The following is a 23433-nucleotide window of genomic DNA, read 5'->3' on the forward strand; positions in this document are numbered from 1 at the left end:
CGGCGGGGCGGTGCTCAGGAAGTCAGGACGTGCTGAGAAAGTCAGGACGTGCTGAGGACCGCCGGGCGGCGGGAGGCGATGACCTTCCTCGCCAGCGCCTTCGGGCTGGTCAGGAAGCCGTACCCCCACGACATGTGCATGGTGGCGAGGGCCACGGGGATCCGCAGCCGCGCCTTCAGCGGCAGCCCCTTCCCGGCCGGCACCGACCCCGCGACGATCGCCGCGAGGTAGCCGGCGGGGATCACGAAGCCGAGCGGCGTCACCAGGCCGCCGACGAGCAGCCCGGCCGCGATCGCGCACACCGCCGTCGGCGGGGCGAGGTAGCGCAGGTTGATGGAGCCCTCGTGGTAGCGGGCGACGACGTGCCGCCAGCGGCCGTAGTCCTTGTACTGCCTGGCGAGCGCCTTCATGTTCGGGCGCGGCCGGTAGGACACCTTCAGCTCGGGCGAGAACCAGATCAGCCCGCCGGCCTCCCGGATGCGGAAGTTCAGCTCCCAGTCCTGGGCGCGGACGAACTCCTCGTTGTAGCCGCCCTGCCGCTCCAGCGCCTCGCGCCGGAACACGCCGAGGTACACGGTCTCCGCGGGCCCCGCCTGGCCGCCGGTGTGGAAGGCGGCGTTGCCGACGCCGATCTTCGAGGTCATGGCGGCGGCGACGGCGTGCTCCCAGTCGTTCTCGCCCTCGGCGTGCATGATCCCGCCGACGTTCTGCGCGCCGGTCTCCTCCAGCAGGCGCACGGCGGTGGCGATGTAGTCCGGGGAGAGCATCCCGTGCCCGTCGACGCGGACGACGATCGGGTGCCGGGAGGCGGCGATCGCGGCGTTGAGCGCGGCGGGCGTGCGGCCGGTGGGGTTCGGCACGGTCTGCACCCGCTTGCCGGGCAGGGACGCGGTCTCGGCGACGAGCTCGGCCGCGATCTCGTCCGTGCGGTCCGTGGACGGACCGAGGGCGATCACGACCTCCATCTCGCCGGCGTACTCCTGCGCGAGGATCGCCTGGACGGCGCCGCGCAGATGCCGCTCCTCGTTCAGGACGGGCATGATGACGGACACGGCGGGGGGCTGCACGTCGGACTTCGCGTTCATAGGGGGCTCACGTTACCGCGAACGGGGGACACCGGTGCGCCCCGCCGGTGGCGGTACACCGGGCTACAGATCGTATGGGCCTACGGTGCTCACGGTTCCCCCTCGTACGGCCGCAGCCCGGAGGTGTCCCGCATGCCCCCCACCCCGCCCCGCTCCCCCGCCTCCCGGCCCGGGCGCCGCCCGCAGCCGCCGCGGCGCGCGGCGCGTTCGCCCGTCCGGCGCAGACGCCCGCGCTGGGCCGTCCGGGCGGCGACGACCCTGTCGGTCGTGGTCCTCGCCTCGGCCGGCATCGGGCACTCCGTGGTCAGCAGCCTCGACGCGAACATCGTCCGCGTCGACGCGTTCAAGGACATGAAGAACCGGCCGCGGGCGGGTCACGGCATGAACGTGCTGCTGGTCGGCACCGACGGCCGCGACCGGATCACGCAGGCGGAGCGCCGGCGCTACCGGCTGGGCGGTGCGCCCTGCCACTGCACCGACACGATCATGATCGTGCACATCTCGGAGGACCGGGAGCGGGCGAGCGTGGTCAGCCTGCCGCGCGACTCGTACGCCGAGACGCCGCCGCACCTCGACCGGTACAGCGGTCATCCGCACCACGGACACCCCATCAAGATCAACGCGGCGTACGCGGAGGGCGGCCCGCAGCTCACCGTGAAGACGGTCGAGCACATGACACGGGTGAAGATCGACCACTATCTGGAGGTCGACTTCACCAGCTTCATGCGGACCGTGGACGTCCTCGGCGGGGTGAAGGTCTGCACGGCCCGCCCCCTGAAGGACTCCTACACCGGCCTGGACCTCCCGCCCGGCACGCACACCCTGAAGGGCGGCACGGCCCTCCAGTACGTGCGCTCCCGGCACATCGACGCCGACTCCGACCTCGGCCGGATGAAGCGCCAGCAGCGTTTCCTGGCCGCCCTCGTCGACCGGGCGACGTCCTCCGGTCTGCTGCTGAACCCGCTGAAGTTCCGTGACGTGACGCGGGCCGTCCTCGGCTCGGTGCGGGCGGACCGCGGCTTCGGCACGGAGGAGCTGCTCGACCTCGGCCGGGCGATGCGCACCTTCTCGCCGTCGTCGTCGGAGTTCACGACCGTCCCGATCGGCCAGATGGGGCACGTCGTGAAGGGCATCGGCTCGACCCTGAAGTGGGACCCGGTGAAGTCGGAGCGGATCTTCCGGCTGCTGCGCGAGGACAAGCCGCTCGCCACGGCCGTTCCCGCGGAGGCGGCTCCCGGCCCGGTCGCCTCCGTCGAGGTGCCCCCGCAGCAGATCCGCGTCCAGGTGGAGAACGGCACGCCCACGGTGGGCCTGGCCAAGCGGGTCGACCGGGCCCTCGCGGCCACCGGCTTCCGCGCCACGGGCCGCCCGACCCCCGCGGCGGACCGCTCGACCCCCCGCACGGTCATCAGCTACGACCCCCGCTGGGACCGCTCCGCCCGCTCCCTGTCCACCGCCCTCCCGGGCAGCACCCTGCGCGCCGTCCCCGGCCTGGGCCCGACCCTGAAGGTCACGGTGGGCGAGAACTTCCAAGAAGTCCGCAAGGTACGCGGCGAGACACCGGCCGTCGGCGAGTCGAGGGTGGTGCGGGGGAACGAGGTGGACTGCTCCTGAAGGGGCTGTTCGGGGAGGGGCAGGCTCAGGAGTTTCGGAGGATTTCGTTCCGTCCGATGGCGGAGGGCGCTGTGGAGGCGTACGACGGAAGGGCACACGCGGGGCCCGCCGTGGGTCCCGCCCGAGCCCCTGGAGGAGCCATGACCCAGCCCGGAACCATGCCGGCCATGAGCAAGGAAATGCAGGACTGCGTCGAGGCGTGCATGTCCTGCCACAACGTGTGCGAGGAGACCATGAGCTCCTGCATGCAGATGGGCGGTCAGGCCCAGATGCAGGTCATGCGCGCGCTCATGGACTGCTCCGAGACGACCCGTATGTGCGCCGACATGATGATGCGGCGCTCGCCCATGGCGACCGAGATGTGCGCCATGTGCGCGCGGGCGTGCGAGATGTGCGCCGAGGCGTGTATGGCCATGCCCGACGATCCACAGATGATGCGCTGCGCGGAGGCGTGTCGCCGCTGCGCCGAGATGTGCCGCGCGATGGCGGTCGCCACGATGTGAGCCGCCCCCTGACGTGACCGAGGGCGCCCCGAGTGTTCGGGGCGCCCTCGCGCGCGTACGGGACCGGGATCCGGCGGCTGCGGCTGCGGCTGCGGCTGCCGGGGGGGCCTCAGTTGCCGGTGACGGTCACCTTCTCGTCGTTCTTCAGCTCCTCCACCAGCTGCTTCACCTTCGTCTTGTCCCAGACGAGGTTGCCGCCGGAGGAGCCGGAGATCGGCATGTTCATCGACTTGCCGTCGCCGCCGCTGACGCCCTTCATCGCCCAGAACATGGACGCCAGGTCGTACAGGCCCATGTCCTCGTCGACGACCAGGGAGTCCAGGCCCGCGCCCATGGTCGGGTACAGCTTGAACGGGTTGAGCACCGTGCCCGGGGTCGCCACCTGGTTGGCGAGCGCGGAGAGGAACTTCTGCTGGTTCTTCGTGCGGTCCAGGTCGGAGCCGGCGAGCGCGTACCGGGTGCGGACGAAGGCGAGGGCCTCCTCGCCGTTCAGGGTCTGCGTGCCCTTCTTGAAGTCGGCGCCGGACTTGGTGTCCTTGATGTCCTGCGGGATGTCCATCTCGACGCCGCCGACCGCGTCCACGATGTTCGCGAAGCCGCCGAAGCCGATCTCGACGTAGTGGTCGATGCGCAGGCCGGTGTTGAACTCGACGGTGCGCACGAGCAGCTCGGGGCCGTCCTCCGCGTACGCCGCGTTGAGCTTCACGTGCCGGCCCGTGCCCTTGTACGTCTTGCCGGAGTCGGAGCCGACGAAGGACGGTATCTCCACGTCGGAGTCGCGCGGCAGCGAGATCAGGGTGTCGCCGTTGGAGCCGGTGTGCAGGATCATCATCGAGTCGGTCCGCTTGCCCTCGGCGGAACCGGTGTGCAGCTTCTTCTTCTCCTCGGCGGACATGCCCGCGCGGCTGTCGGAGCCGACGATCAGGTAGTTGGTGCCCTCGCCCGCCTCCGGCCGGTCGATGACCTTCGACAGGTCGACCTCGCGGTTCAGCTTGGAGTCGGCCCAGAAGTACGTGCCGACCGTCGTCACCACCAGCGCGGTGACGACGGTGATCGCCGTCCACTTGATCCGGCGCCGCCAGTCCGGCGCGGGCCGCGGGTCGCCGGGGCCGTAGCCCCCGGGGCCGCCGGGCGCGCCGCCGTAGACCTGGCCCGAGCTGTAGCCGCTGTCGAACCCGGTGTTCTGGGCGTTGGTGAAGTCACCACCGTATCCCTGGCCGTTGACGTACGACGGCTGCTGCGGGATGCCGGGGCTGTTCGGCGGGGCGCCCTGACCGCGGCGGACCTGCCGCATGACGCGCGCGCTCTCGGGCTGTGCCTCGCCGCTGCCGCGGCCGTATCGGTTGCCGCGGTCGTTGTCCGACCATCCCTCGGGCCAATCGTTCATGCGGACCAGTGTGCAGGGCGGAGCGGTGTGCCTTACAAGAGTCGTCGGAAAATCAGGGCCCCGCTGTTGCGAAGCTGACACAAAATCCCGTGATGTCCGCCTCGGCATAGGGTGGAGGACATGACAGACCAGGTCACCGCAGGGGACTCGGACACCTCGGACATCCCGGGTAAGCCCACGTCCGCGTCCCGCACCACGCTCAGCCACATAATGACCCACAACGACACCAACCTCCTCGGGACGGTGCACGGCGGGGTGATCATGAAGCTCGTCGACGACGCCGCGGGCGCCGTGGCCGGCCGGCACTCCGGCGGTCCAGCCGTCACCGCGTCCATGGACGAGATGGCGTTCCTGGAGCCGGTCCGCGTCGGTGACCTCGTCCATGTGAAGGCGCAGGTGAACTGGACCGGGCGGACCTCCATGGAGGTGGGCGTGCGGGTCCTGGCCGAACGCTGGAACGAGTCCGCGCCGGCCACCCAGGTCGGCTCGGCCTACCTCGTCTTCGCCGCGGTCGACGCCGACGGCAAGCCGCGCCGGGTCCCGCCGGTCCTCCCGGAGACCGACCGCGACCGCCGCCGCAACCAGGAGGCCCAGATCCGCCGCACCCACCGCCTGGCCCGCCGCCGCGCCATCATGGACCTGCGGGAACGCCGGGCGGCGGAGGGGTTCGAGCACTGAGGCCCGCCCTTCAGGCGAAGGGCGCCGCTGCCTCAGGCGGAGCCGGCACAGAGGCTGGAGCCTCGGCGCGCGGGCCGGGGCGACTGCGTCTCGAACCACTGCAGCTCGCCCGCTCCAGGCCCGAGGCCGTCACGCCACCTGTCCCTGGCCGTGGTGACGTGCTCACCGAACCGCTCGAGGCCCGAGCTGGCCTGCCCGGCCGACGCGGCCCCGTCGGCCAGGCAGGTCCCCGCCGAGGAACGCCGGGGACCGCCGGGGACCGCCGGGGACCGCTACGGCAGGTTGCGTGCCATCACGATTCGCTGGACCTGGTTCGTGCCTTCATAAATTTGCGTGATCTTCGCGTCGCGCATCATCCGCTCGACCGGGTAGTCGCGGGTGTAGCCGTAGCCGCCGAGGAGTTGGACGGCGTCCGTGGTGACCTCCATGGCCACGTCCGAGGCGAAGCACTTGGCGGCGGCGCCCTGGAAGGTGAGGTCGCTGTCGCCGCGTTCGGACTTGGCCGCGGCGGCGTAGGTCAGCTGGCGGGCGGCCTCGATCTTCATGGCCATGTCGGCCAGCATGAACTGGATGCCCTGGAAGTCGGCGATCGGCCGGCCGAACTGCTTGCGCTCCTGGACGTAGCCCTTGGCGTAGTCGAAGGCGCCCTGGGCGACGCCGAGGGCCTGGGCCGCGATGGTGATGCGGGTGTGGTCGAGGGTCTTCATCGCCGTGGCGAAGCCGGTGCCCTCCGGGCCGATCATGCGGTCGGCGGGGATGCGGACGTTGTCGAGGTAGACCTCGCGGGTCGGGGAGCCCTTGATGCCGAGCTTCTTCTCCGGGGCGCCGAAGGAGACGCCCGGGTCCGACTTCTCGACGACGAAGGCGGAGATGCCCCGGGAGCGCTTCTCCGGGTCCGTGACCGCCATCACCGTGTAGTACTCGGAGACGCCCGCGTTGGTGATCCAGCGCTTCACGCCGTTGAGGATCCAGTGGTCGCCGTCTCGGACCGCCTTGGTCGTCATGCCGGCCGCGTCCGAGCCCGCCTCCGGCTCGGAGAGGGCGTAGGAGAACAGCCCGTCGCCCTTGGCCAGCGGCGACAGGTACCGCTTCTTCAGGTCCTCGGAGCCGGAGAGGATCACCGGGAGGGAGCCGAGCTTGTTCACGGCCGGGATGAGGGAGGAGGACACGCAGACGCGGGCCACCTCCTCGATGACGAGGACCGTGGCGAGGGCGTCGGCGCCGGCGCCGCCGTACTCCTCGGGCACATGCACCGCGTGCAGGTCGTTCGCGACCAGCGCGTCGAGCGCCTCCTGCGGGAAGCGCGCCTCCTCGTCCACCGCGGCGGCGTACGGCGCGATCTTCGCCTCGGCCAGTGAGCGGACGACGTCGCGGAGCATGGCGTGCTCCTCGGACGGGCGGTACAGGTCGAAGTCAGCCGTTCCGGCCAAGGTCTCCACGCTCCAAGAAGCTGGGGTGATCTCGCTAATTACCGTTAAGTAACTCGAATTTTAGAGCCCGCTCACGGCGGTGCGTACGTGAGCTTGGCGACAGGGGGAATCCCGCCTGTGATCTGCCCGGCGAGGGGGCCCGGTACGCCCCGACTATGCTCGTTCAGCGCATCCGGTCCCCCCTCGATTCCAGGAGCACGTCCATGGCCCTCAAGATCACCGTGATCGGCACCGGTTATCTCGGCGCCACGCACGCCGCGGCCATGGCCGAACTGGGCTTCGAGGTGCTCGCCCTGGACATCGTGCGCGAGAAGATCGAGATGCTGGAGCGGGGCGAGACCCCGATGTACGAGCCGGGGCTCGAGGAACTGCTGCGCCGGCATGTCGCCGGGTTCGAGGGGTCCACCGGGCGGCTGCGCTTCACCCAGGACTACGCCGAGGTCGGCGCGTTCGGCGATGTGCACTTCGTCTGCGTGAACACGCCGCAGAAGCACGGCGAGTACGCCTGTGACATGTCCTACGTCGAGTCGGCGATCGCCTCCCTCGCGCCCCACCTGCACGGGCCCGCCCTGGTCGTCGGCAAGTCGACGGTGCCGGTGGGCTCCGCCGACCGGCTCGCGGCGACGGTCGCGCGGCTGGCGCCCGCCGGCGAGGACGCCGAGCTGGCCTGGAACCCGGAGTTCCTGCGCGAGGGCTTCGCCGTCGAGGACACGCTGCACCCGGACCGGATCGTCGTCGGAGTGCGCAGCGAGCGGGCCGAGCGGCTGCTGCGGGAGGTGTACGCCGGGCCGGTCGGGGAGGGCTCGCCGTTCCTGGTCACCGACTTCCCGACGGCGGAGCTGGTGAAGACGTCCGCGAACTCCTTCCTGGCCACCAAGATCTCCTTCATCAACGCGATGGCGGAGGTGTGCGAGGCGGCCGGCGGTGACGTGGCCAAGCTGGCGGAGGCCATCGGGCACGACGACCGGATCGGGAAGAAGTTCCTGCGGGCCGGGATCGGTTTCGGCGGGGGTTGTCTGCCCAAGGACATCCGCGCCTTCATGGCCCGCGCCGGCGAGCTGGGGGCGGACCAGGCGCTGACCTTCCTGCGCGAGATCGACTCGATCAACATGCGTCAGCGCGGGCAGATGGTGGAGCTGGCCCGTGAGGCCCTCGGCGGCGGCCCCTTCCTGGGTCGGCGGGTCGCCGTGCTCGGCGCGACCTTCAAGCCCGACTCGGACGACGTGCGGGACTCGCCGGCGCTGAACGTCGCCGGGCAGATCCATCTCCAGGGCGGCCAGGTGACCGTCTACGACCCGAAGGGCATGGACAACGCCCGCCGGGTCTTCCCGACCCTGGGCTACGCCGACTCGGCGCTGGAGGCCGTGCGCGGGGCCGACATCGTGCTGCATCTCACCGAGTGGCGGGAGTTCCGCGAGCTGGACCCGGCGGCGCTCGGCGAGGCGGTGGCGGCTCGGCTGATCCTCGACGGACGCAACGCGCTCGACCCGCAGCTGTGGCGCAAGGCCGGCTGGACGTACCGGGCGATGGGCCGCCCCACCGCCTGAGAGCGCACCTCGGAGCACCGCAGAGCGACCGCAGAGCAGCAACCTCGGAGCACCGCAGAGCAACCGCGGACGACGCCGGTTCGGCCGAGGCTCAGTCGGCCGAACCGGCGTCTGCCTGCATTCTGCCGTACGCGGGCGGCGCGTGAGGTGTGAAGTCCCTGTGTGCGCGGGGGCCGTTACGGCGCGGGGCGCGGGGGCACCCGGGGGGTCCGTGCGTCCGTCGGACGCGTCAACAGGGAGGTCGCGCATGGCGCCCGTCGCCCGAGTCCGTTCCGTCGTACTCGACTGCCCCGATCCACAGGCGCTCGCCGCGTTCTACGCGGCGGTGGTGGGCGGCACACCGGAGGCCGACGAGGACGACTGGTACGTCCTCCAGGTCCCCGGCGGTCCCCGGCTCTCCTTCCAGCTCGCGGAGGAGTTCACCCCGCCCGAGTGGCCGCGGGGCGACCGCAACGCGCAGCAGTTCCATCTGGACCTCGACGCCGGTGCCACCTGGGAGGAGTTCGACGCCGTCCACGCGCACGTGCTGGCGCTGGGCGCGCGTCCGCTGGACGTGGAGGACCGGGAGAAGAAGGACTTCCAGGTGTACGCCGATCCGGCAGGGCATCCGTTCTGCCTCTGCCGGATCGAGGAGCCGTAAGCGGATCGAGGAGCCGTGAGCGGATGAGCGGTTGGAGGAGCGCTCAGCCGTCCAGTCGGTCGATCGTGGCGTGGGACGGCCCCCGCGTGGTCCGCAGGTCGCGGGCCACGTCCTCCGCCGCGCCCAGCACCCGTACCGCGTTCTGCCAGGTCAGCTTGGCCAGGTCGGGCTTCGACCAGCCGCGGTCCAGGAGCTCCGCGACCAGGTTCGGGTAGCCCGAGACGTCCTTGAGGCCCTCGGGGGTGAAGGCCGTGCCGTCGTAGTCGCCGCCGATGCCGAGGTGGTCGATGCCGGCGACCTCGCGCATGTGGTCCAGGTGGTCGGCGACCGTCGAGACCGTGGCGACCGGGCGGGGGGTGCTCTCCTCGAAGGCGCGGTGCACCTTCATCGCCTCGGCGGTGGTGTCGAGGTGGTGGAAGCCGTGGGCGCGCATGTTCTCGTCCGCGGCGGCCGTCCAGTCGACCGCGGCCTGGAGGACGAACTTCGGCACGAACGTCACCATCGCCAGGCCGCCGTTGGCGGGCAGGCGTTCGAGGACGTCGTCGGGGATGTTGCGGGGGTGGTCGCAGACCGCCCGCGCGGAGGAGTGGGAGAAGATCACCGGCGCGGAGGAGGCGTCCAGCGCGTCCCGCATCGTCGTCGCCGCCACATGGGAGAGGTCGACGAGCATGCCGAGCCGGTTCATCTCCCGCACGACCTCGCGGCCGAACGCCGTCAGACCGCCGGCCTTGGGCACGTCGGTCGCGGAGTCGGCCCAGTCCACGTTGTCGTTGTGGGTGAGCGTCATGTAGCGCACGCCGAGCGCGTACAGGCCGCGCAGGGTGCCCAGGGAGTTGGCGATGGAGTGGCCGCCCTCGGCGCCCATGAGCGAGGCGATCCGGCCCTCGGCGCGCGCCGCCTCCATGTCGGCGGCGGTCAGCGCCGCCCTGAGGTGGTCGGGGTGGCGGTCGATGAGTCGCCGTACGCAGTCGATCTGCTCCAGCGTCGCCGGGACCGCGTCGGGCAGGTCCGCGCGCACGTACACCGACCAGTACTGCGCGCCGACGCCGCCCTCGCGCAGCCGGGGCAGGTCGGTGTGCAGGTGGGCGTGCTGGTCGGCGGCGATGTCGCGGGCGTCGAGGTCGTAGCGGACCTGTTCGCGCAGCGCCCAGGGCAGGTCGTTGTGCCCGTCGACGACCGGGAACTCGTCCAGGAGGTCGCGGGCCTGCGCCAGCCGGTCCGCCGTCGTGTCTTCCAGCCGGGTCACGGGCGTCACTTCCCGAAGCCGAAGCCGTTGCCGGAGCCCTCGACCTTGGCGCGCAGGCGCTTGCCCTTCTCGGTGGCCTGGTCGTTGAGCTCCTGCTGGAAGTCGCGCATCCGGGCGAGGAGGTCCTCGTCGTGGGTGGCGAGGATGCGGGCGGCGAGCAGCCCGGCGTTGCGGGCGCCGGCGACCGAGACGGTGGCGACGGGGACGCCGGCCGGCATCTGCACGATCGACAGCAGGGAGTCCATGCCGTCGAGGTACTTCAGCGGCACGGGCACGCCGATGACCGGCAGCGGGGTGACGGAGGCGAGCATTCCGGGGAGGTGGGCGGCGCCGCCGGCGCCCGCGATGATCACCTTCAGCCCGCGGTCGGCGGCCTGCTCGCCGTACGCGACCATCTCGCGCGGCATGCGGTGCGCCGAGACGACGTCGACCTCGTAGTCGATCTCGAACTCGTCGAGGGCCTTGGCGGCGGCCTCCATGACGGGCCAGTCGCTGTCCGATCCCATGACGATGCCTACGACGGGGCTCATTCGGTGATCGTGCCTCTCAGGTAGCCGGCAGCGTGACGGGCGCGTTCCAGCACGTCGTCGAGGTCGTCGCCGTAGGTGTTGACGTGGCCGACCTTGCGTCCGGGCTTCACGTCCTTGCCGTACATGTGGATCTTGAGCTGGGGGTCGCGGGCCATGCAGTGCAGGTACGCGGAGTACATGTCGGGGAAGTCGCCGCCGAGGACGTTGACCATGACGGTCCACTTGGCGCGCGGGCGCGGGTCGCCCAGCGGCAGGTCGAGGACCGCGCGGACGTGGTTGGCGAACTGGCTGGTGATCGCGCCGTCCATGGACCAGTGGCCCGAGTTGTGGGGGCGCATGGCGAGTTCGTTGACGAGGATGCGGCCGTCGCGGGTCTGGAACAGCTCCACGGCGAGGTGGCCGACGACGCCGAGTTCCTTGGCGATGGTCAGGGCCATCTCCTCGGCCTTCAGGGCGAGGCCCTCGTCGAGGCCGGGGGCCGGCGCGATGACCGTGTCGCAGACGCCGTCGACCTGCTGCGACTCGACGACCGGGTAGGCGACGGCCTGGCCGTGCGGGGAGCGCACGACGTCGGCGGCGAGCTCGCGGACGTAGTCGACCTTCTCCTCCGCGAGGACGGGCACGCCCGCGCGGAAGGGGTCCTCGGCCTCGGCCTCGCTGTCGACGACCCACACGCCCTTGCCGTCGTAGCCGCCGCGGACGGTCTTCAGGACGACGGGGAAGCCCTCGCCTTCGGCGGCGAACGCCGCCACGTCGCGCGGGTCGGTCACGATGCGGTGGCGTGGGCACGGCACGCCGATCGCGGTGAGCTTCGCGCGCATCACGCCCTTGTCCTGGGCGTGCACGAGCGCGTCGGGGCCCGGGCGGACGGGGATGCCGTCCGCCTCCAGTGCCCTGAGGTGTTCGGTGGGTACGTGTTCGTGATCGAAGGTGATCACATCGCAGCCCCGCGCGAACTCGCGCAGCGTGTCCAGGTCGCGGTAGTCGCCGATGACGACATCGCTCACCACCTGGGCCGCGGAATCCTGGGGGGTGTCACTGAGGAGCTTGAACCTGATGCCCAACGGGATGCCCGCCTCGTGTGTCATACGAGCGAGCTGACCCCCGCCGACCATGCCGACTACCGGGAACGTCACGCCCCTAGGGTATCGGCCACGTCCGACGGCCGGATTCCGCACCTCCCGGCCGGGCGCGACGGGTGGGAACCGATCGGCCTTTTCCGGCCTCTTACCCACTGCTTCCCGGCTTCTTTCCGGCTTCTTCCGGTCCTGTGCCCGTCCCGTGAGGCGCACCACAGGAAACCTGAAGGAGGGGTGGTTAGCATGGCGGGGTTGACGAAACCGACACCCGGACGGGGGCCTGCACGACCATGGGACATGGTTCCTCGGGGGGAGGGCGGCTGCACGCGCTCGTCCGCGAGCTCGCCAAGTTCGGCGCCGTGGGCGGGGCCGGGCTCCTGGTCAACCTCGGTGTGTTCAACCTCGTCCGGCACGTCACCGATCTCCAGGTGGTGCGGGCCAGCGTCATCGCGACGGCCGTCGCCATCGCCTTCAACTACGTCGGTTTGCGCTACTTCGCGTACCGCGACAGCGACAAGAGCGGGCGCACCCGCGAGATGACGCTGTTCATGCTGTTCAGCGCGGTGGGGCTGATCATCGAAAACGGGTTGCTGTACCTGGCGACGTACGGGTTCGGGTGGGACACCCCGTTGCAGAACAACGTGTTCAAGTTCGTCGGGATCGGGATCGCCACGCTGTTCCGGTTCTGGTCGTACCGGACGTGGGTGTTCCAGGCCATGCCCTCGCGGGAGGCTGTGCCCTCGCGGGAGGCGGTGCCCTCGCGGGAGGCGGTGCCCTCGCGGGAGGCGGTGCCCTCGCGGGAGGCTGTGCAGGGGGCGGAGTCGCTGCTCGCGGAGGAGTCTCGTCGGGCTGAGCTTCGGCAGCGGGTCGGCTGAGCGGACCTGGGGGGGCTGCCGCCCCCAGCCCCCCTGCTTCGGCCCCGAAAGGGCCTCGTCCTCAAACTCCCCCAGAGGGGGCACCCCCAGACGGGCTGATTCAGCGGACCGTGGGTTCCGGGTCTGTCGGTGTCTTCTTCGACGGGGCCGTTCTGGAGAGGAACAGGCCGAAGACGGGGGGCTGGGCCTGGAGCATCTCCAGGCGGCCGCCGTCCGCCTCCGCCAGGTCCCGGGCCACGGCGAGGCCGATGCCCGTGGAGTTGCGGCCGCTGATGGTGCGCTCGAAGATGCGGGCGCCCAGGTCGGCGGGGACACCGGGGCCCTCGTCGGTGATCTCGATGACGGCCTGGTTGCCGGTGACGCGGGTGCGCAGCGCGACCGTGCCGCCGCCGTGCATGAGGGAGTTCTCGATCAGGGCCGCCAGCACCTGCGCGACCGCGCCCGGCGTGCCGACCGCCCGCAGGTGGCGTTTGCCGGAGCTGACGATGGCCCGGCCCGCGCTGCGGTAGGCGGGGCGCCACTCGGCGAGCTGCTGCTGGATGACCTCGTCGAGGTCGAAGGTGACGGCGGAGCCGGTGCGGGGGTCGCGCGAGTTGGTCAGGAGGCGCTCGACGACGTCCGTGAGGCGTTCCACCTGGGTGAGCGCGATCGTCGCCTCCTCCTTCACGGTGTCCGGGTCGTCGGTGAGGGTGATCTCCTCCAGCCGCATGGACAGCGCGGTGAGCGGGGTGCGCAGCTGGTGGGAGGCGTCGGCGGCGAGCCGGCGTTCCGCGGTGAGCATGCGGGCGATGCGCTCGGCGGAGGAGTCCAGGACGTCGGCGACGCGGTCCAGCTCGGGGACGCCGTAGCGCTTGTGGCGGGGGCGTGGGTCGCCGGAGCCGAGGCGTTCGGCGGTCTCGGCGAGGTCGGTGAGGGGGGAGGCGAGCCGGTTGGCCTGGCGGATGGCGAGGAGCACGGCGGCGATCACGGCGAGCAGCGCGACCAGCGCGATGATCAGCAGCGTGCGGCCGACCTCCCGGGTCACGGAGGAGCGCGGCTCCTCCACGACGACGGTCTCGCCCTCCTCGCCCCGCGCCTCGCCCCGGATGACGTCGCCCTCGGGCCGGGAGCCGACCTCGATGACCGGCTTGCCGGGGATGCGGATCACGGCGTACCGCTCCTGGGTGAGCTGGTCGCGCAGGACCTCCGCGTCGACGTTCCCGGCGCCCAGGAGCCGGCTGTCCACGATGCTGGCCAGCCGCGCCGCCTCCAGGTCCACGCGTTCCTGCGCGCTGTTGCTGATCGTGCGGGTCTCGACGATGACGAGGGACACCCCGAACACGGCGATCACGACGAGCACGACGGCGAGAGTGGACTGGATCAGACGGCGACGCACGGGCTTCTCCGGACGGTGACTTCAGGACGAGCGGTGGCGCACCCCCGCCGGGGGCGCGCCCCCTGGAACAGGGATCAGCTCTTCTCGAAGCGGAACCCGACACCCCGCACGGTGGCGATGTAGCGGGGGTTCGCCGCGTCGTCGCCCAGTTTCTTGCGCAGCCAGGAGATGTGCATGTCCAGCGTCTTGGTCGACGACCACCAGGTGGTGTCCCAGACCTCCCGCATCAGCTGGTCGCGGGTGACGACCCTGCCCGCGTCGCGCACCAGCACCCGCAACAGGTCGAACTCCTTGGCGGTGAGCTGGAGCTCCTCGTCGCCCATCCAGGCGCGGTGCGACTCGACGTCGATGCGCACGCCGTGGGTGGCGGGCGGCTGCTGGGGCTCGGCGGAGCCGCGCCGGAGCAGGGCCCGGACCCGGGCGAGCAGCTCGGCGAGACGGAAGGGCTTGGTGACGTAGTCGTCGGCGCCCGCGTCCAGGCCGACGACGGTGTCCACCTCGTCGGCGCGGGCGGTGAGGATGAGGATGGGGATGGCGTGGCCCTCGGCGCGCAGCCGGCGGGCCACCTCCAGACCGTCCATGCCGGGCAGACCGAGGTCCAGCACGACCAGGTCGACGCCGCCCTGCATTCCGGCGTCCAGCGCGGACGGTCCGTCCTCACGCACCTCGACCTCGTACCCTTCCCGGCGCAGGGCGCGGGCCAGCGGCTCCGAGATGGACGCGTCGTCCTCGGCGAGCAGTACTCGGGTCATGAGCAGATGGTAGTCCGCGGCGGGCAGGCCCAGAGGTGTGATGGTGACCCCGGTTTCTTACTCAGGGACAACCCGGACAAGCGCCGCGTCCGGCCCATCCCCCACACGGCCGTTCTTGGTGCGAACCTGCGGTCGAGGGATGTCATCCTGGGATGGGCCTTGGAAACCCGCGCACGGTTCCTTGATCACCTGTGATCCGTGTCTCAAGTCCTTCCATATCCGGCAGTGTGCTGTCGTATGGTGAAACAACGCCTGTAGCACCGCGGGGACCTTTGGCGCACATCCGACGCTGAAGGTCTCTTTTGTGTGCGGGCCGGCTTGTGCCCGGCTCTCGAAGGAATGACCTGTGGCGGACCGACGCCGGCGCCGGCCGCCCCAACCGGGCGCGTAACGCACCACGATGCGTCCCGACCAGCAAGGAACGACCATGGCGTCCAGCCTGACGAAGGACTCGGCCCGCCCGGGCACCCCCGGCTCCGAGAAGACCTTCTTCGGCCACCCCCGCGGACTGGCCACTCTCTTCATGACCGAGATGTGGGAGCGTTTCTCCTACTACGGCATGAAGGCCCTGCTCCCGCTGTACCTGGTGGCCCCGGGCGGCCTGCACCTGAGCGCGGCCACCGCCACCGCGATCTACTCGGTGTACCTGTCCCTCGTGTACCTGCTCGCCCTGCCGGGCGGCTGGTTCGCCGACCGCGTCCTCGGCCCCCGCAAGACGGTCGCCGTCGCGGGCGCGATCATCATGCTGGGCCACCTCACCCTGGCCCTGCCGAACTCCGGCACCTTCTACGCGGGCCTCGGCCTGGTCGCGATCGGTTCCGGCCTGCTGAAGGCCAACATCTCCACGATGGTCGGCCACCTCTACGACGGCCCGGACGACCCGCGCCGCGACGGTGGCTTCACGGTCTTCTACATCGGCATCAACCTCGGCGCGTTCGCCGCCCCGCTGGTCATCGGTACCGTCGGCGAGAACGTCAACTGGCACCTGGGCTTCGCGCTCGCCGCGCTCGGCATGGCGCTGGGCCTCGCCCAGTTCCTCCTCGGCAGCCGTCACCTCAGCTCCCGCTCGGACCTCGTCCCCACGCCGATGTCCGCCGCCGAGAAGACGGCCACGCTGCGCAAGTCCGCGCTGTGGGCGGGCGTCGCGGCCGTCTTCTACGCGATCGTCGGCTTCTCGGGCCACTACACGCTGAACTGGCTGCTGGTCCCGATCACCCTGGCCGGCCTGATCATCCCGGTCATGGTCATCGCCCGCATCAAGCGGGACAAGGAGCTGGACCGCGCCGAGCAGTCGAAGATGTCCGCGTACATCTGGTTCTTCGTCGCCGCGGCCGTGTTCTGGATGATCTACGACCAGGGCGGCTCGACGGTGTCGCTGTTCGCCGACTCCTCGGCGGACAACACCGTGTTCGGCTGGGAGTTCCCCGTCTCCTGGTACCAGTCGGTCAACCCGGTCATGATCATGGCGCTGGCGCCGGTCTTCGCCTGGGCGTGGCTGGCGCTGGCGCGGCGCGGCAAGGAGCCGAGCACCGCGGTGAAGTTCGCGATGGGCCTGATCCTCGTCGGCGCGTCCTTCTTCCTCTTCCTCGCTCCCCTGTCGATCGCCGAGGGCGGTCACAAGGCGGCCGCGCTGTGGCTGGTGGGCATCTACTTCGTGCAGACCGTGGGCGAGCTGACGCTGTCCCCGGTCGGTCTGTCCGTCACGACGAAGATGGCGCCCGCGAAGTACGCCTCGCAGATGATGGGCGTCTGGTTCCTGGCCGTCACCGCCGGTGACGCCACGACCGGTCTGCTCTCCATCGCCGGCGTCGACCTCAACAAGACCGGCATCGTGGCCCTGGAGGCCGCACTCGCCGTCGTCGCCGGCGCGGCGGTGTGGATGTACCGCAAGCGCGTCAAGGAGCTCATGGGCAACGTCAACTGACGTCCGTCTCCTCACGGAGGGCCGTCCCCGCACCGACGGGGGCGGCCCTCCGCGCGTTTCAGCGCGTGCGCCTGCGCCGTTTCAGCGCGTGCGCCTGCGCCCCGGCATGTAGGTGAACACCGCCCCGCCCAGCAGGACGGCCGTGCCCGCGACGAGGGTGAGGGCCTTCAGGGTGGCGTGGTCGTTCGATCCTGTTTCGGCGAGGCCGCCCGTCGTGGACGTGCCGCCCGCCGAGGACGTCGAGGAGCCGCTGCCGCCGGACGCGCCGCTCGCCTGCTCGGTGGTGTCCAGGGTGAGCGAGACCTGCGAGCTGTCCGGGGTGCACGTCGTCTTCGTGCCGAGCGCGTCGATCGTCAGGACGCCCGGCGCGAGCGTGGTCTCACCGGTCGCGCCGGGTTTGTAGACGCCCGTCAGGTCCGGGATCTCGATCGGCGCGCCCTGCTTGATCGGCGCGGCGTTCTTCGGGCCCTCCACCGTCACCGAGCCCTTGTCCGCGCCGCCCAGCACGACCTGCATGGCCGGCTTCACCGAGTCGGCCGGGATATCGATCGGGCTGTCCATCACCGACTTCTTGAACTGCACGGTGAGGTCGTAACTCCCGCCGTTCTTGCGGGCGTTGATCTGCACCGGCGAGGTCGCCTTCTTCTCGCCGATGGGCGACTGGCAGGTGTAGGGGACGTTCACGACCTTGCCGGTGAAGTCGGTCTGTCCGCTCGCCGAGGGGGAGGGAGAGGGCGAAGGCGAGCCGGACGGGCTGGCCGACGGTGACGGCGACGGCGACGGTGACGAGGAGGGGCTCGGTGACGCGGAGTCCGACGGGTCGGGCGAGGCGCTCGACGAGTTCCCGCCGGCCGGCGTCACCGTGATGGTCGCCGCGGCCTGCACCTGCTGCGTGGGCGCGCACTTGGTGTCCGTCGACAGCGCGTTGACGACGTAGGCGTCCGGCGTGAGCGTCACCTGCCCCGCCGTCGTCAGCTTGAGGCTGCCCTTCATCGCGGACAGGACCATCGCGCCGCCCTTGGGGATCGGCGGGTTCTCGCGCGGCCCTTGCATCGCGACGTCCGCGGTCTGCGCGCCGGCCGCCTTGAGGGTGCCGGACGGCTGGACCGAGTCGGCCGGCAGATCGATGATGTCGGGGTTCTTGGAGGCCGCCTGCGTGAACTTCCAGACGACGTCGACGGTGTCGCCCACCTTCGCCGTCGCGGGCGCGGTGATCTCGACCTTCGTGGTGCCGTCGACCGGGGGCAGCCCGACGCCCGAGGGCGGGATGCAGCGGGTCGCGTAGGAGACCTCGGCGGCCTGCGCCTGCGGGACGGCCACGCCCAGCAGCACGGCGGCCCCGCCGGTCAGGACGGCGACCGCCGTCATGGCCGCCCTGCGCCGCCCGGACGGCATGTGCCCGGGCCCTGGGGCGGCTCCCGGTACGGCTCTCGCGCGCTCTCTCACTGGGTTCCCTTCCTGCCGGGAGTCGTGGGACTCGTCGGGTGGTCGTCGTGCGGTGCGGAGAGCCGGCCCGCCGCGCCCGGATCGGCGTCCGGGGTGAACCACGGCAGGGTCGGGGCCGGTGCGGGCGGGCGCTCGGGGGCGGGGGCCGGGGCGGGGGCGGGACCGCGCCGCGACGGAAGCGGGAGCGGGAGGCGGGCGCCGAGCCGTGGGGCGCGGGCGGGCGGGCGCGGTCCGCCGTGCCGTGGCCCGCCGGCGGCCGTCCCCCGGCGTCCGCCCGCGGCCGGTGGCCGCACCCGGTTCACCACCGCCATGCCGACGCGGAACACGGCGGTCGGCACGACGAGGCAGACCAGGATCCAGAACAGGGTCACGCCCCAGGGGCGGCCGACGCCCCACGGCTGCTCGGCGAGGACCTTCCCGCCGTACTTCAGGGAGACGGTGTAGTCGCCGTGCGCGCCGGCGACGAGCTCGACGGGGACCTCGACGCGGGCCTTCCCACCCGGGGCGATGGTGCCGCGCCACTGCCGTTCGTCCCACTGCGGGGCGAACACGCCGTGGGCGGTGCCGACCTGGAAGACGGGGTCCTTCACGGGCGCGACGCCGACATTGCCGACGGTGAAGGTCAGCGTGCGGGCGGGCGGGGCGCCGAACCAGGTGAGCAGCCCGTCGGAGCCCTTCAGCGAGGGGTCCGTGAGGACGGTCAGGCGTCCGGCGGTCGTCTCGGCGGGCAGCGGTCGCACGGGGTGCCCGGTCACCTGGAGGACGGCGTCGGCCTGTGCCTTCGTCCCCGTGGTGGTGGCCACGTGGACCACGCAGGGGCACGGTGCCGGCGGCTCGGACACCGGCAGGGCTCGGCTGAACCGGCCGTCGGCGTCGGTGGTGACGGCCCGGCCGTCCGCGTTGGCGCAGGAGTTGGTGCCGCCGACGACGCCCCTCGCCGGGGTGGCCTGCCCGCAGATCAGCAGCGTCAGCAGCGCGCGGGGCCGCCAGCCGCCGCCCGTCACGGTGAGGGAGCCGCCGGCCGCCGCCTGGGACGCGGACAGTTGCACGGTGGGCTGCCCGGCCGCGACGGCGGGCCCGGCCCAGGCGAGCGGGAGCAGGGCCGACAGGAGAAAGGCCAGCAGGGCCGCGGCGAGGACCCGGGCCGGAGCCGGTGCCGCCGCGCGGGGCGGCCGGCGCGGCGGGAGCGGGGGCGACGGCGGGGCGCACGTGGCGGCGTACGGCATCGGGGGCTCCAACGGTCGTACGGGGGTCGGGAGATCAGTGCGTACGGTTCCGCCGGGTCAGCCAGAGGGTGCCTGCCGCGCCCGCGAGGACGACGGTGCCGCCGAAGGTGGCGAGGGCGATCGCGGAGTCCTGGGGCCCGGTCTGCGGAAGCCCGCTGCCGCCGGAGCCGGAGCCGCTGCCGCCGCCCGAAGTGGTCGTGCCGCCGCTCGTCGATCCACCGTTCGTCGATCCGCCGCTCGCTGTGCCGCCGCTCCCGGCCGTCACGTCGAGGGTGAGGGCGGGCGGGGGGCTGTTGGTGGGGGTGCAGGTGGTGGTCGTGCCGAGGGCCTTGATGGTGAGCACGCCGGGCGTGAAGGTGACCTTGCCGGTCTTCTTAGGGGTGTACGTGCCGCTCAGATCGTTGATCTTGATGGGGGTGTCGGCGGGGATCGCCGCCTGGTTGGCGGGCCCGGTGACCGTCATGGTGCCGCTGTCGGCGCCGCCCAGCTTGATGGTGGCGCTCGGGTTCATCGCGCCCTTGCCGAGTTCGACCGGGCTGGAGGAGACGCCCTTCTGCCAGGACATGGTGATCTTGTAGCTGCCGCCGCTGCCGACGCCCTTGATGTCGATGGGCGAGAGGGCGCTCTTGTCGCCGATGGGCGTCTTGCAGGCGTAGTTGACGTCGACGACCTGGGCACTGGCCACCGGGGCGGCCATCCACACCGCCGGTCCGGCCAGCGCCGCGGCAGTCGCGAGCACGGCGGTTCGCTTCCGGTACGACACGGTCCCCTCACTCCTGACAGGTCGTTCGTCGCTCGTCGTTGCCTTCGCGCCATTTCTGACGCCACATCAGATAAGGCCGACAAGGTACGCCCGGCACCGCAAGGAAGGAAGGGAAGGAGCACACCGGAGTCGGACGACTCCGGGGACGGACGGGAGGGAGGGCTGCGGGTCAGGGGGCGGAGGGCTCCGCCCGCTGCGGGGCGCAGGGCAGGGACCCGCCCGCGGCGGGGCACGGGGCGGGGCTCCGCCCCGGCTGGGCCTCAACCCTAGAGGCCGCGAGGCCGCAAGGCCTGCCGGACTGACGGCCCGCCGGCGAGGCCCTTGGGACACAACCTGCCGAGAGGCGGGCGGGCGAGGTGGGCGCGGGCTGGAAGCGCAGCTCGCGGAGGGCTCGGGGCCGCGGGGGCCGGAAGCCCCGTGTACCCGCCCGCGAGCCGCTCGGCCTACCGAGTCGGGCGGGTGGGTGAGCAAAGAGCGCGTGACCGGCGGGGCCGCGGGACACGGCCTGCCGAGAGCCCGGTGGGCCAGATGGGCGCAGGCTGGAAGCGCAGCTCGCGGAGGGCTCGGGGCCGCGCGGCCCGGAAGCCCCGTGTACCCGCCCGCGAGCCGCTCGGCCTACCGAGTCGGGCGGGGGGTGGGCGAAGAGCGCTTGACCGGCGGGGTCGCGGGACACGGCCTGCCGAGAGCCAAGCCTCGCCTGCCCGCGCGCGAGCCGCTCGGCCTACCGAGTCGGGCGGGGGGGTGGGCAAAGAGCGCGTGACCGGCGGGGCCGTGGAACACCAGGTGGGCAACGAACGCGCGACCGGCGGAGCCTCACGCCGGGGCGCCCAGCTCCGCCCACACCGTCTTGCCCGCCACCCCCGGCGCCCGTACGACTCCCCAGTCCAGGCAGAGCCGCTGCACGATGAACATGCCGTGGCCCCCGGGACGGCCCGCGCGGTGCGGGGTGCGGGGCGCCGGCTGGCCCGTGCCGCGGTCGGAGACCTCGACACGGATCACCTTGTTGTCGCAGCCGAGCAGCAACTGCTCGGGCCCCTCCGCATGCAGGCAGGCGTTGGTGACCAGCTCGGAGACGACGAGCAGCACGTCCTCGGCGGCCGCCCGCTGATCGGCGGTCTCCGCGGGCAGCCAGCCCCAGGCGTACAGCGCCTGGCGGGCGAAGTCCCGCGCCATCGGAACGACCCCGCTCGCGCCGTCGAAGCTCAGCCTGCGGACCTGACGACCCGTGGACGCCCCCGAAGCGCCGCTGGGCTCCGGGCCGCGGTCGCCCGGCGAGTAGGGCCGGGTGGTGCTCATCAGCACTTCACCTCACCGATTCACCAGTACACGATTCACACGATTCACTTCACTCACATGGTTCACACGTTCCACACGGCCCATATGACTCACGCGGTTCCCGGCTCCGAGCGTGCAAGAACCAGTACACACGCTCAGCGGCCGCCGCACGGTCGGTCTGCGCATCCCGCCCCCGTCCCCTTCTCGTACCGTTGCCGCCGACATGCATGTTCAGGATGTCTCCTGCCCGACGGAACCGGCGGAACACCCCCCGTTCGCCCGGATGTGCCCCGACCCGTCCGCCACGCGGACCCCTGGACGCCCGGGATCCGGCCGTCGCACGGGTCCTGCGGTCCGCCGGACGACCGACGCGCCGGGCCGCCACAGCCGGGCAGGCGGACAGTCGGGGCTCGCGACAGGCGGGCCCCCGGGCCGCCGGGCCCGCCCGTGCGTCAGCCGTCGCCGTCGCCGTCGACGAGCGCCGCCTCGACCGTGTCGTGCACGGTGAAGACGGCGTCCGCACCGGTGATCTCGAAGACCCGGGCCACCACGGGCAGCATGCCCGCGAGGTGCACCCCGCCGCCGGCGGCCTCCGCCTTCAGGCGGGCGCCGAGCAGCACGTTGAGCCCCGTGGAGTCGCAGAACTCCAGCCGGGAGCAGTCCACCACCAGGCGGCTGAACCCTTTGGCGAGGCAGTCGTCGAGTGGCTCACGCAACAATTCGGCCGTGTGGTGATCCAACTCACCGGCCGGGGTCACGACGGCGCTCGAGGCCTCTTCCCGCACCTCCACCAGAAGCCGGCCAGACTGTGCGCTGCCGACCGTCCCGCGGTCCATGCCGTGTCTCTCCCGAGGTCGTGACTGCTTCCTGACGCCCTCGAACACTACGCCTTCGATACGCACTCCAACAGCCGAACAATCACCCACAAACGGACATAACCTACCAGAACGCACTTGCGATCGGTCGAGTAAAGCCGGTAGGGCTAGAGGAACACGTATCCGACACGGCCGGCTTTGGAGGCGCCGCACACCGCAGTGCACGCACAGGCTTCGGCAGCCGTATGCCGAGAACGATGGAGGACATCATGTCACCCCGGCTCGACGCCCCGCATACCCACAAAGCGACGTCGACACCCCCTCCGGACTGTCTGAATCCCCTCGAGGCGGGCACCGACCCCGCCGACGCACTCGCCGGACTTCCGGAGATCCCCCCGTACGACGAGGTGGGCGCCGTCGACGCACGCGCCCTGTCCAAGACCCTCTTCGAGCGGCTCGAGTCGCTGGAGGAAGGGACGCACGAGTACTCGTACGTCCGCAACACCCTCGTCGAGCTGAACCTCGCGCTGGTCAAGTTCGCCGCCTCCCGCTTCCGCTCCCGCAGCGAGCCCATGGAGGACATCATCCAGGTCGGCACCATCGGCCTGATCAAGGCGATCGACCGCTTCGAGCTCAGCCGGGGTGTGGAGTTCCCCACCTTCGCGATGCCAACCATCGTCGGCGAGATCAAGCGCTTCTTCCGCGACACCTCGTGGTCGGTGCGCGTGCCGCGCCGGCTCCAGGAGCTGCGCCTCGACCTGGCCAAGGCCGGCGACGAACTGGCCCAGAAGCTCGACCGCGCCCCCACCGTGGCCGAGCTGGCGGAGCGCCTCGGCATCTCCAACGACCAGGTCGTCGAGGGCATGGCCGCCTCGAACGCCTACACCGCCGCCTCGCTGGACGCCCAGCCCGAGGAGGACGACACCGAGGGCGCCCTCGCGGACCGCATCGGCTACGAGGACCACGGCATCGAGGGCATCGAGTACGTCGAGTCCCTGAAGCCGCTGATCGCCGAGCTCGCGCCCCGCGACCGGCAGATCCTCTCCCTGCGCTTCGTGGCCGGTCTGACCCAGTCGGAGATCGGCGAGGAGCTCGGCATCTCCCAGATGCACGTCTCCCGCCTCCTCTCCCGGACGCTGGTCCGGCTCCGCAAGGGCCTGACCCTGGAGGAGTGACCTCCCTCCAGCGCTGAAAAACCTCCCCGCATGCACTCGTGCCCGGGACGCCCGTCAGTGGGCGTTCC

21 protein-coding genes and 1 pseudogene are annotated in these 23433 nt (G+C 71.6%); 8 read left to right on the forward strand and 14 right to left on the reverse strand.

The annotated features are described in order from the left end of the window. Positions 1 to 41: 41 nt before the first annotated feature. Complete coding sequence (locus ACFYX4_RS09825) at positions 42 to 1085, reverse strand: glycosyltransferase family 2 protein (protein WP_389328782.1); 1044 nt, start codon at positions 1083 to 1085, stop codon at positions 42 to 44. 132 nt (positions 1086 to 1217) lie between these two features. Between ACFYX4_RS09825 and ACFYX4_RS09830 the strand changes: the two genes are divergently transcribed. After that, on the forward strand, positions 1218 to 2699 hold the full coding sequence (locus ACFYX4_RS09830) for an LCP family protein (protein ID WP_389328785.1): 1482 nt from the start codon (positions 1218 to 1220) through the stop codon (positions 2697 to 2699). Positions 2700 to 2839: 140 nt separating this feature from the next. Then, on the forward strand, positions 2840 to 3202 hold the full coding sequence (locus ACFYX4_RS09835; protein WP_389328788.1) for a four-helix bundle copper-binding protein: 363 nt from the start codon (positions 2840 to 2842) through the stop codon (positions 3200 to 3202). Here the strand turns inward: ACFYX4_RS09835 and ACFYX4_RS09840 are convergent. Both ACFYX4_RS09840 and ACFYX4_RS09845 read right to left on the reverse strand, forming a co-directional pair. Next, positions 3171 to 3272, reverse strand: a pseudogene (locus ACFYX4_RS09840) (hypothetical protein); the annotation flags it as partial. The gene ACFYX4_RS09835 and the pseudogene ACFYX4_RS09840 overlap by 32 nt on opposite strands. 39 nt (positions 3273 to 3311) lie before the next feature. Next, complete coding sequence (locus tag ACFYX4_RS09845) at positions 3312 to 4589, reverse strand: LCP family protein (RefSeq protein ID WP_389328791.1); 1278 nt, start codon at positions 4587 to 4589, stop codon at positions 3312 to 3314. Between the two features lie 120 nt (positions 4590 to 4709). Here ACFYX4_RS09845 and ACFYX4_RS09850 point away from each other — a divergent pair, with 120 nt between their 5' ends. Next, positions 4710 to 5267, forward strand: coding sequence for an acyl-CoA thioesterase (locus ACFYX4_RS09850; RefSeq protein WP_389328793.1), 558 nt, complete (start codon positions 4710 to 4712; stop codon positions 5265 to 5267). A 272-nt stretch (positions 5268 to 5539) separates the two neighbouring features. Here the strand turns inward: ACFYX4_RS09850 and ACFYX4_RS09855 are convergent, their stop codons facing one another. Further along, positions 5540 to 6697, reverse strand: coding sequence for an acyl-CoA dehydrogenase (locus ACFYX4_RS09855; protein ID WP_389328796.1), 1158 nt, complete (start codon positions 6695 to 6697; stop codon positions 5540 to 5542). A 203-nt stretch (positions 6698 to 6900) separates the two neighbouring features. Between ACFYX4_RS09855 and ACFYX4_RS09860 the strand changes: the two genes are divergently transcribed. Then, positions 6901 to 8244: a UDP-glucose dehydrogenase family protein gene (locus tag ACFYX4_RS09860; protein ID WP_389328799.1), complete on the forward strand. Its 1344-nt coding sequence runs from the start codon at positions 6901 to 6903 to the stop codon at positions 8242 to 8244. Between the two features lie 247 nt (positions 8245 to 8491). Further along, positions 8492 to 8884, forward strand: coding sequence for a VOC family protein (locus ACFYX4_RS09865; protein WP_389328802.1), 393 nt, complete (start codon positions 8492 to 8494; stop codon positions 8882 to 8884). Positions 8885 to 8927: 43 nt separating this feature from the next. Here ACFYX4_RS09865 and ACFYX4_RS09870 read toward each other — a convergent pair whose 3' ends face one another. The 3 genes from ACFYX4_RS09870 to ACFYX4_RS09880 are packed head-to-tail and all read right to left on the reverse strand — an operon-like array spanning position 8928 to position 11796. After that, on the reverse strand, positions 8928 to 10139 hold the full coding sequence (locus ACFYX4_RS09870; RefSeq protein ID WP_389328805.1) for a dipeptidase: 1212 nt from the start codon (positions 10137 to 10139) through the stop codon (positions 8928 to 8930). After that, positions 10136 to 10660 (reverse strand): 5-(carboxyamino)imidazole ribonucleotide mutase, encoded by a 525-nt coding sequence (gene purE / locus ACFYX4_RS09875; protein ID WP_389328808.1) that lies wholly within the window; start codon positions 10658 to 10660, stop codon positions 10136 to 10138. The genes ACFYX4_RS09870 and purE overlap by 4 nt, the downstream gene beginning before the upstream one ends. Next, entirely contained in the window at positions 10657 to 11796 is a 1140-nt protein-coding gene (locus ACFYX4_RS09880; protein WP_389328811.1) for a 5-(carboxyamino)imidazole ribonucleotide synthase, read from the reverse strand. Before ACFYX4_RS09880 ends, purE begins: the two co-directional genes overlap by 4 nt. A gap of 233 nt (positions 11797 to 12029) precedes the next feature. On the opposite strand from ACFYX4_RS09880, the gene ACFYX4_RS09885 reads away from it, so the two are divergent. Further along, the gene (locus tag ACFYX4_RS09885) at positions 12030 to 12614 is read left to right on the forward strand and encodes a GtrA family protein (RefSeq protein WP_389328814.1); all 585 of its coding nucleotides are present in this window, start codon (positions 12030 to 12032) and stop codon (positions 12612 to 12614) included. A gap of 100 nt (positions 12615 to 12714) precedes the next feature. Here ACFYX4_RS09885 and ACFYX4_RS09890 read toward each other — a convergent pair whose 3' ends face one another. Both ACFYX4_RS09890 and ACFYX4_RS09895 read right to left on the reverse strand, forming a co-directional pair. Beyond that, a complete protein-coding gene (locus ACFYX4_RS09890; RefSeq protein WP_389328817.1) occupies positions 12715 to 13989 on the reverse strand; it encodes an ATP-binding protein in 1275 nt (424 codons plus the stop codon). Positions 13990 to 14063: 74 nt separating this feature from the next. After that, positions 14064 to 14741, reverse strand: coding sequence for a response regulator transcription factor (locus ACFYX4_RS09895; RefSeq protein WP_389328820.1), 678 nt, complete (start codon positions 14739 to 14741; stop codon positions 14064 to 14066). Positions 14742 to 15168: 427 nt separating this feature from the next. Here ACFYX4_RS09895 and ACFYX4_RS09900 point away from each other — a divergent pair, with 427 nt between their 5' ends. Further along, complete coding sequence (locus ACFYX4_RS09900; RefSeq protein ID WP_389328823.1) at positions 15169 to 16665, forward strand: oligopeptide:H+ symporter; 1497 nt, start codon at positions 15169 to 15171, stop codon at positions 16663 to 16665. An 81-nt stretch (positions 16666 to 16746) separates the two neighbouring features. Here the strand turns inward: ACFYX4_RS09900 and ACFYX4_RS09905 are convergent, their stop codons facing one another. The 5 genes from ACFYX4_RS09905 to ACFYX4_RS09925 all read right to left on the reverse strand — a co-directional run bounded on the left by ACFYX4_RS09905 (position 16747) and on the right by ACFYX4_RS09925 (position 22211). Continuing rightward, complete coding sequence (locus ACFYX4_RS09905) at positions 16747 to 18060, reverse strand: hypothetical protein (protein WP_389328826.1); 1314 nt, start codon at positions 18058 to 18060, stop codon at positions 16747 to 16749. 47 nt (positions 18061 to 18107) lie between these two features. Continuing rightward, positions 18108 to 19337 carry a hypothetical protein gene (locus ACFYX4_RS09910; protein ID WP_389328829.1) on the reverse strand — a complete coding sequence of 410 codons (1230 nt, stop codon included), beginning with the start codon at positions 19335 to 19337 and terminating at the stop codon, positions 18108 to 18110. A 34-nt stretch (positions 19338 to 19371) separates the two neighbouring features. Further along, positions 19372 to 20100: an LPXTG cell wall anchor domain-containing protein gene (locus ACFYX4_RS09915; protein ID WP_389328832.1), complete on the reverse strand. Its 729-nt coding sequence runs from the start codon at positions 20098 to 20100 to the stop codon at positions 19372 to 19374. 813 nt (positions 20101 to 20913) lie between these two features. Continuing rightward, positions 20914 to 21396 (reverse strand): ATP-binding protein, encoded by a 483-nt coding sequence (locus ACFYX4_RS09920; RefSeq protein ID WP_389328835.1) that lies wholly within the window; start codon positions 21394 to 21396, stop codon positions 20914 to 20916. A 431-nt stretch (positions 21397 to 21827) separates the two neighbouring features. Further along, positions 21828 to 22211, reverse strand: coding sequence for an STAS domain-containing protein (locus ACFYX4_RS09925; RefSeq protein WP_389328838.1), 384 nt, complete (start codon positions 22209 to 22211; stop codon positions 21828 to 21830). A gap of 236 nt (positions 22212 to 22447) precedes the next feature. On the opposite strand from ACFYX4_RS09925, the gene ACFYX4_RS09930 reads away from it, so the two are divergent. Continuing rightward, the gene (locus ACFYX4_RS09930; protein WP_389328841.1) at positions 22448 to 23365 is read left to right on the forward strand and encodes an RNA polymerase sigma factor SigF; all 918 of its coding nucleotides are present in this window, start codon (positions 22448 to 22450) and stop codon (positions 23363 to 23365) included. The last annotated feature ends 68 nt before the right edge of the window (positions 23366 to 23433 follow it).

Source organism: Streptomyces sp. NPDC002328 (assembly GCF_042890065.1).
Classification (GTDB): Bacteria; Actinomycetota; Actinomycetes; order Streptomycetales; family Streptomycetaceae; genus Streptomyces.

Excerpts from the sequence above, each read along its gene's own strand:
- ACFYX4_RS09825 (WP_389328782.1), bottom strand. The coding sequence starts at position 1,085 with ATGAACGCGAAGTCCGACGTGCAGCCCCCCGCCGTGTCCGTCATCATG.
- ACFYX4_RS09830 (WP_389328785.1), top strand. The coding sequence starts at position 1,218 with ATGCCCCCCACCCCGCCCCGCTCCCCCGCCTCCCGGCCCGGGCGCCGC.
- ACFYX4_RS09835 (WP_389328788.1), top strand. The coding sequence starts at position 2,840 with ATGACCCAGCCCGGAACCATGCCGGCCATGAGCAAGGAAATGCAGGAC.
- ACFYX4_RS09845 (WP_389328791.1), bottom strand. The coding sequence starts at position 4,589 with ATGAACGATTGGCCCGAGGGATGGTCGGACAACGACCGCGGCAACCGA.
- ACFYX4_RS09850 (WP_389328793.1), top strand. The coding sequence starts at position 4,710 with ATGACAGACCAGGTCACCGCAGGGGACTCGGACACCTCGGACATCCCG.
- ACFYX4_RS09860 (WP_389328799.1), top strand. The coding sequence starts at position 6,901 with ATGGCCCTCAAGATCACCGTGATCGGCACCGGTTATCTCGGCGCCACG.
- ACFYX4_RS09865 (WP_389328802.1), top strand. The coding sequence starts at position 8,492 with ATGGCGCCCGTCGCCCGAGTCCGTTCCGTCGTACTCGACTGCCCCGAT.
- purE (WP_389328808.1), bottom strand. The coding sequence starts at position 10,660 with ATGAGCCCCGTCGTAGGCATCGTCATGGGATCGGACAGCGACTGGCCC.
- ACFYX4_RS09885 (WP_389328814.1), top strand. The coding sequence starts at position 12,030 with ATGGGACATGGTTCCTCGGGGGGAGGGCGGCTGCACGCGCTCGTCCGC.
- ACFYX4_RS09895 (WP_389328820.1), bottom strand. The coding sequence starts at position 14,741 with ATGACCCGAGTACTGCTCGCCGAGGACGACGCGTCCATCTCGGAGCCG.
- ACFYX4_RS09900 (WP_389328823.1), top strand. The coding sequence starts at position 15,169 with ATGGCGTCCAGCCTGACGAAGGACTCGGCCCGCCCGGGCACCCCCGGC.
- ACFYX4_RS09905 (WP_389328826.1), bottom strand. The coding sequence starts at position 18,060 with ATGCCGTCCGGGCGGCGCAGGGCGGCCATGACGGCGGTCGCCGTCCTG.
- ACFYX4_RS09910 (WP_389328829.1), bottom strand. The coding sequence starts at position 19,337 with ATGCCGTACGCCGCCACGTGCGCCCCGCCGTCGCCCCCGCTCCCGCCG.
- ACFYX4_RS09920 (WP_389328835.1), bottom strand. The coding sequence starts at position 21,396 with ATGAGCACCACCCGGCCCTACTCGCCGGGCGACCGCGGCCCGGAGCCC.
- ACFYX4_RS09925 (WP_389328838.1), bottom strand. The coding sequence starts at position 22,211 with ATGGACCGCGGGACGGTCGGCAGCGCACAGTCTGGCCGGCTTCTGGTG.
- ACFYX4_RS09930 (WP_389328841.1), top strand. The coding sequence starts at position 22,448 with ATGGAGGACATCATGTCACCCCGGCTCGACGCCCCGCATACCCACAAA.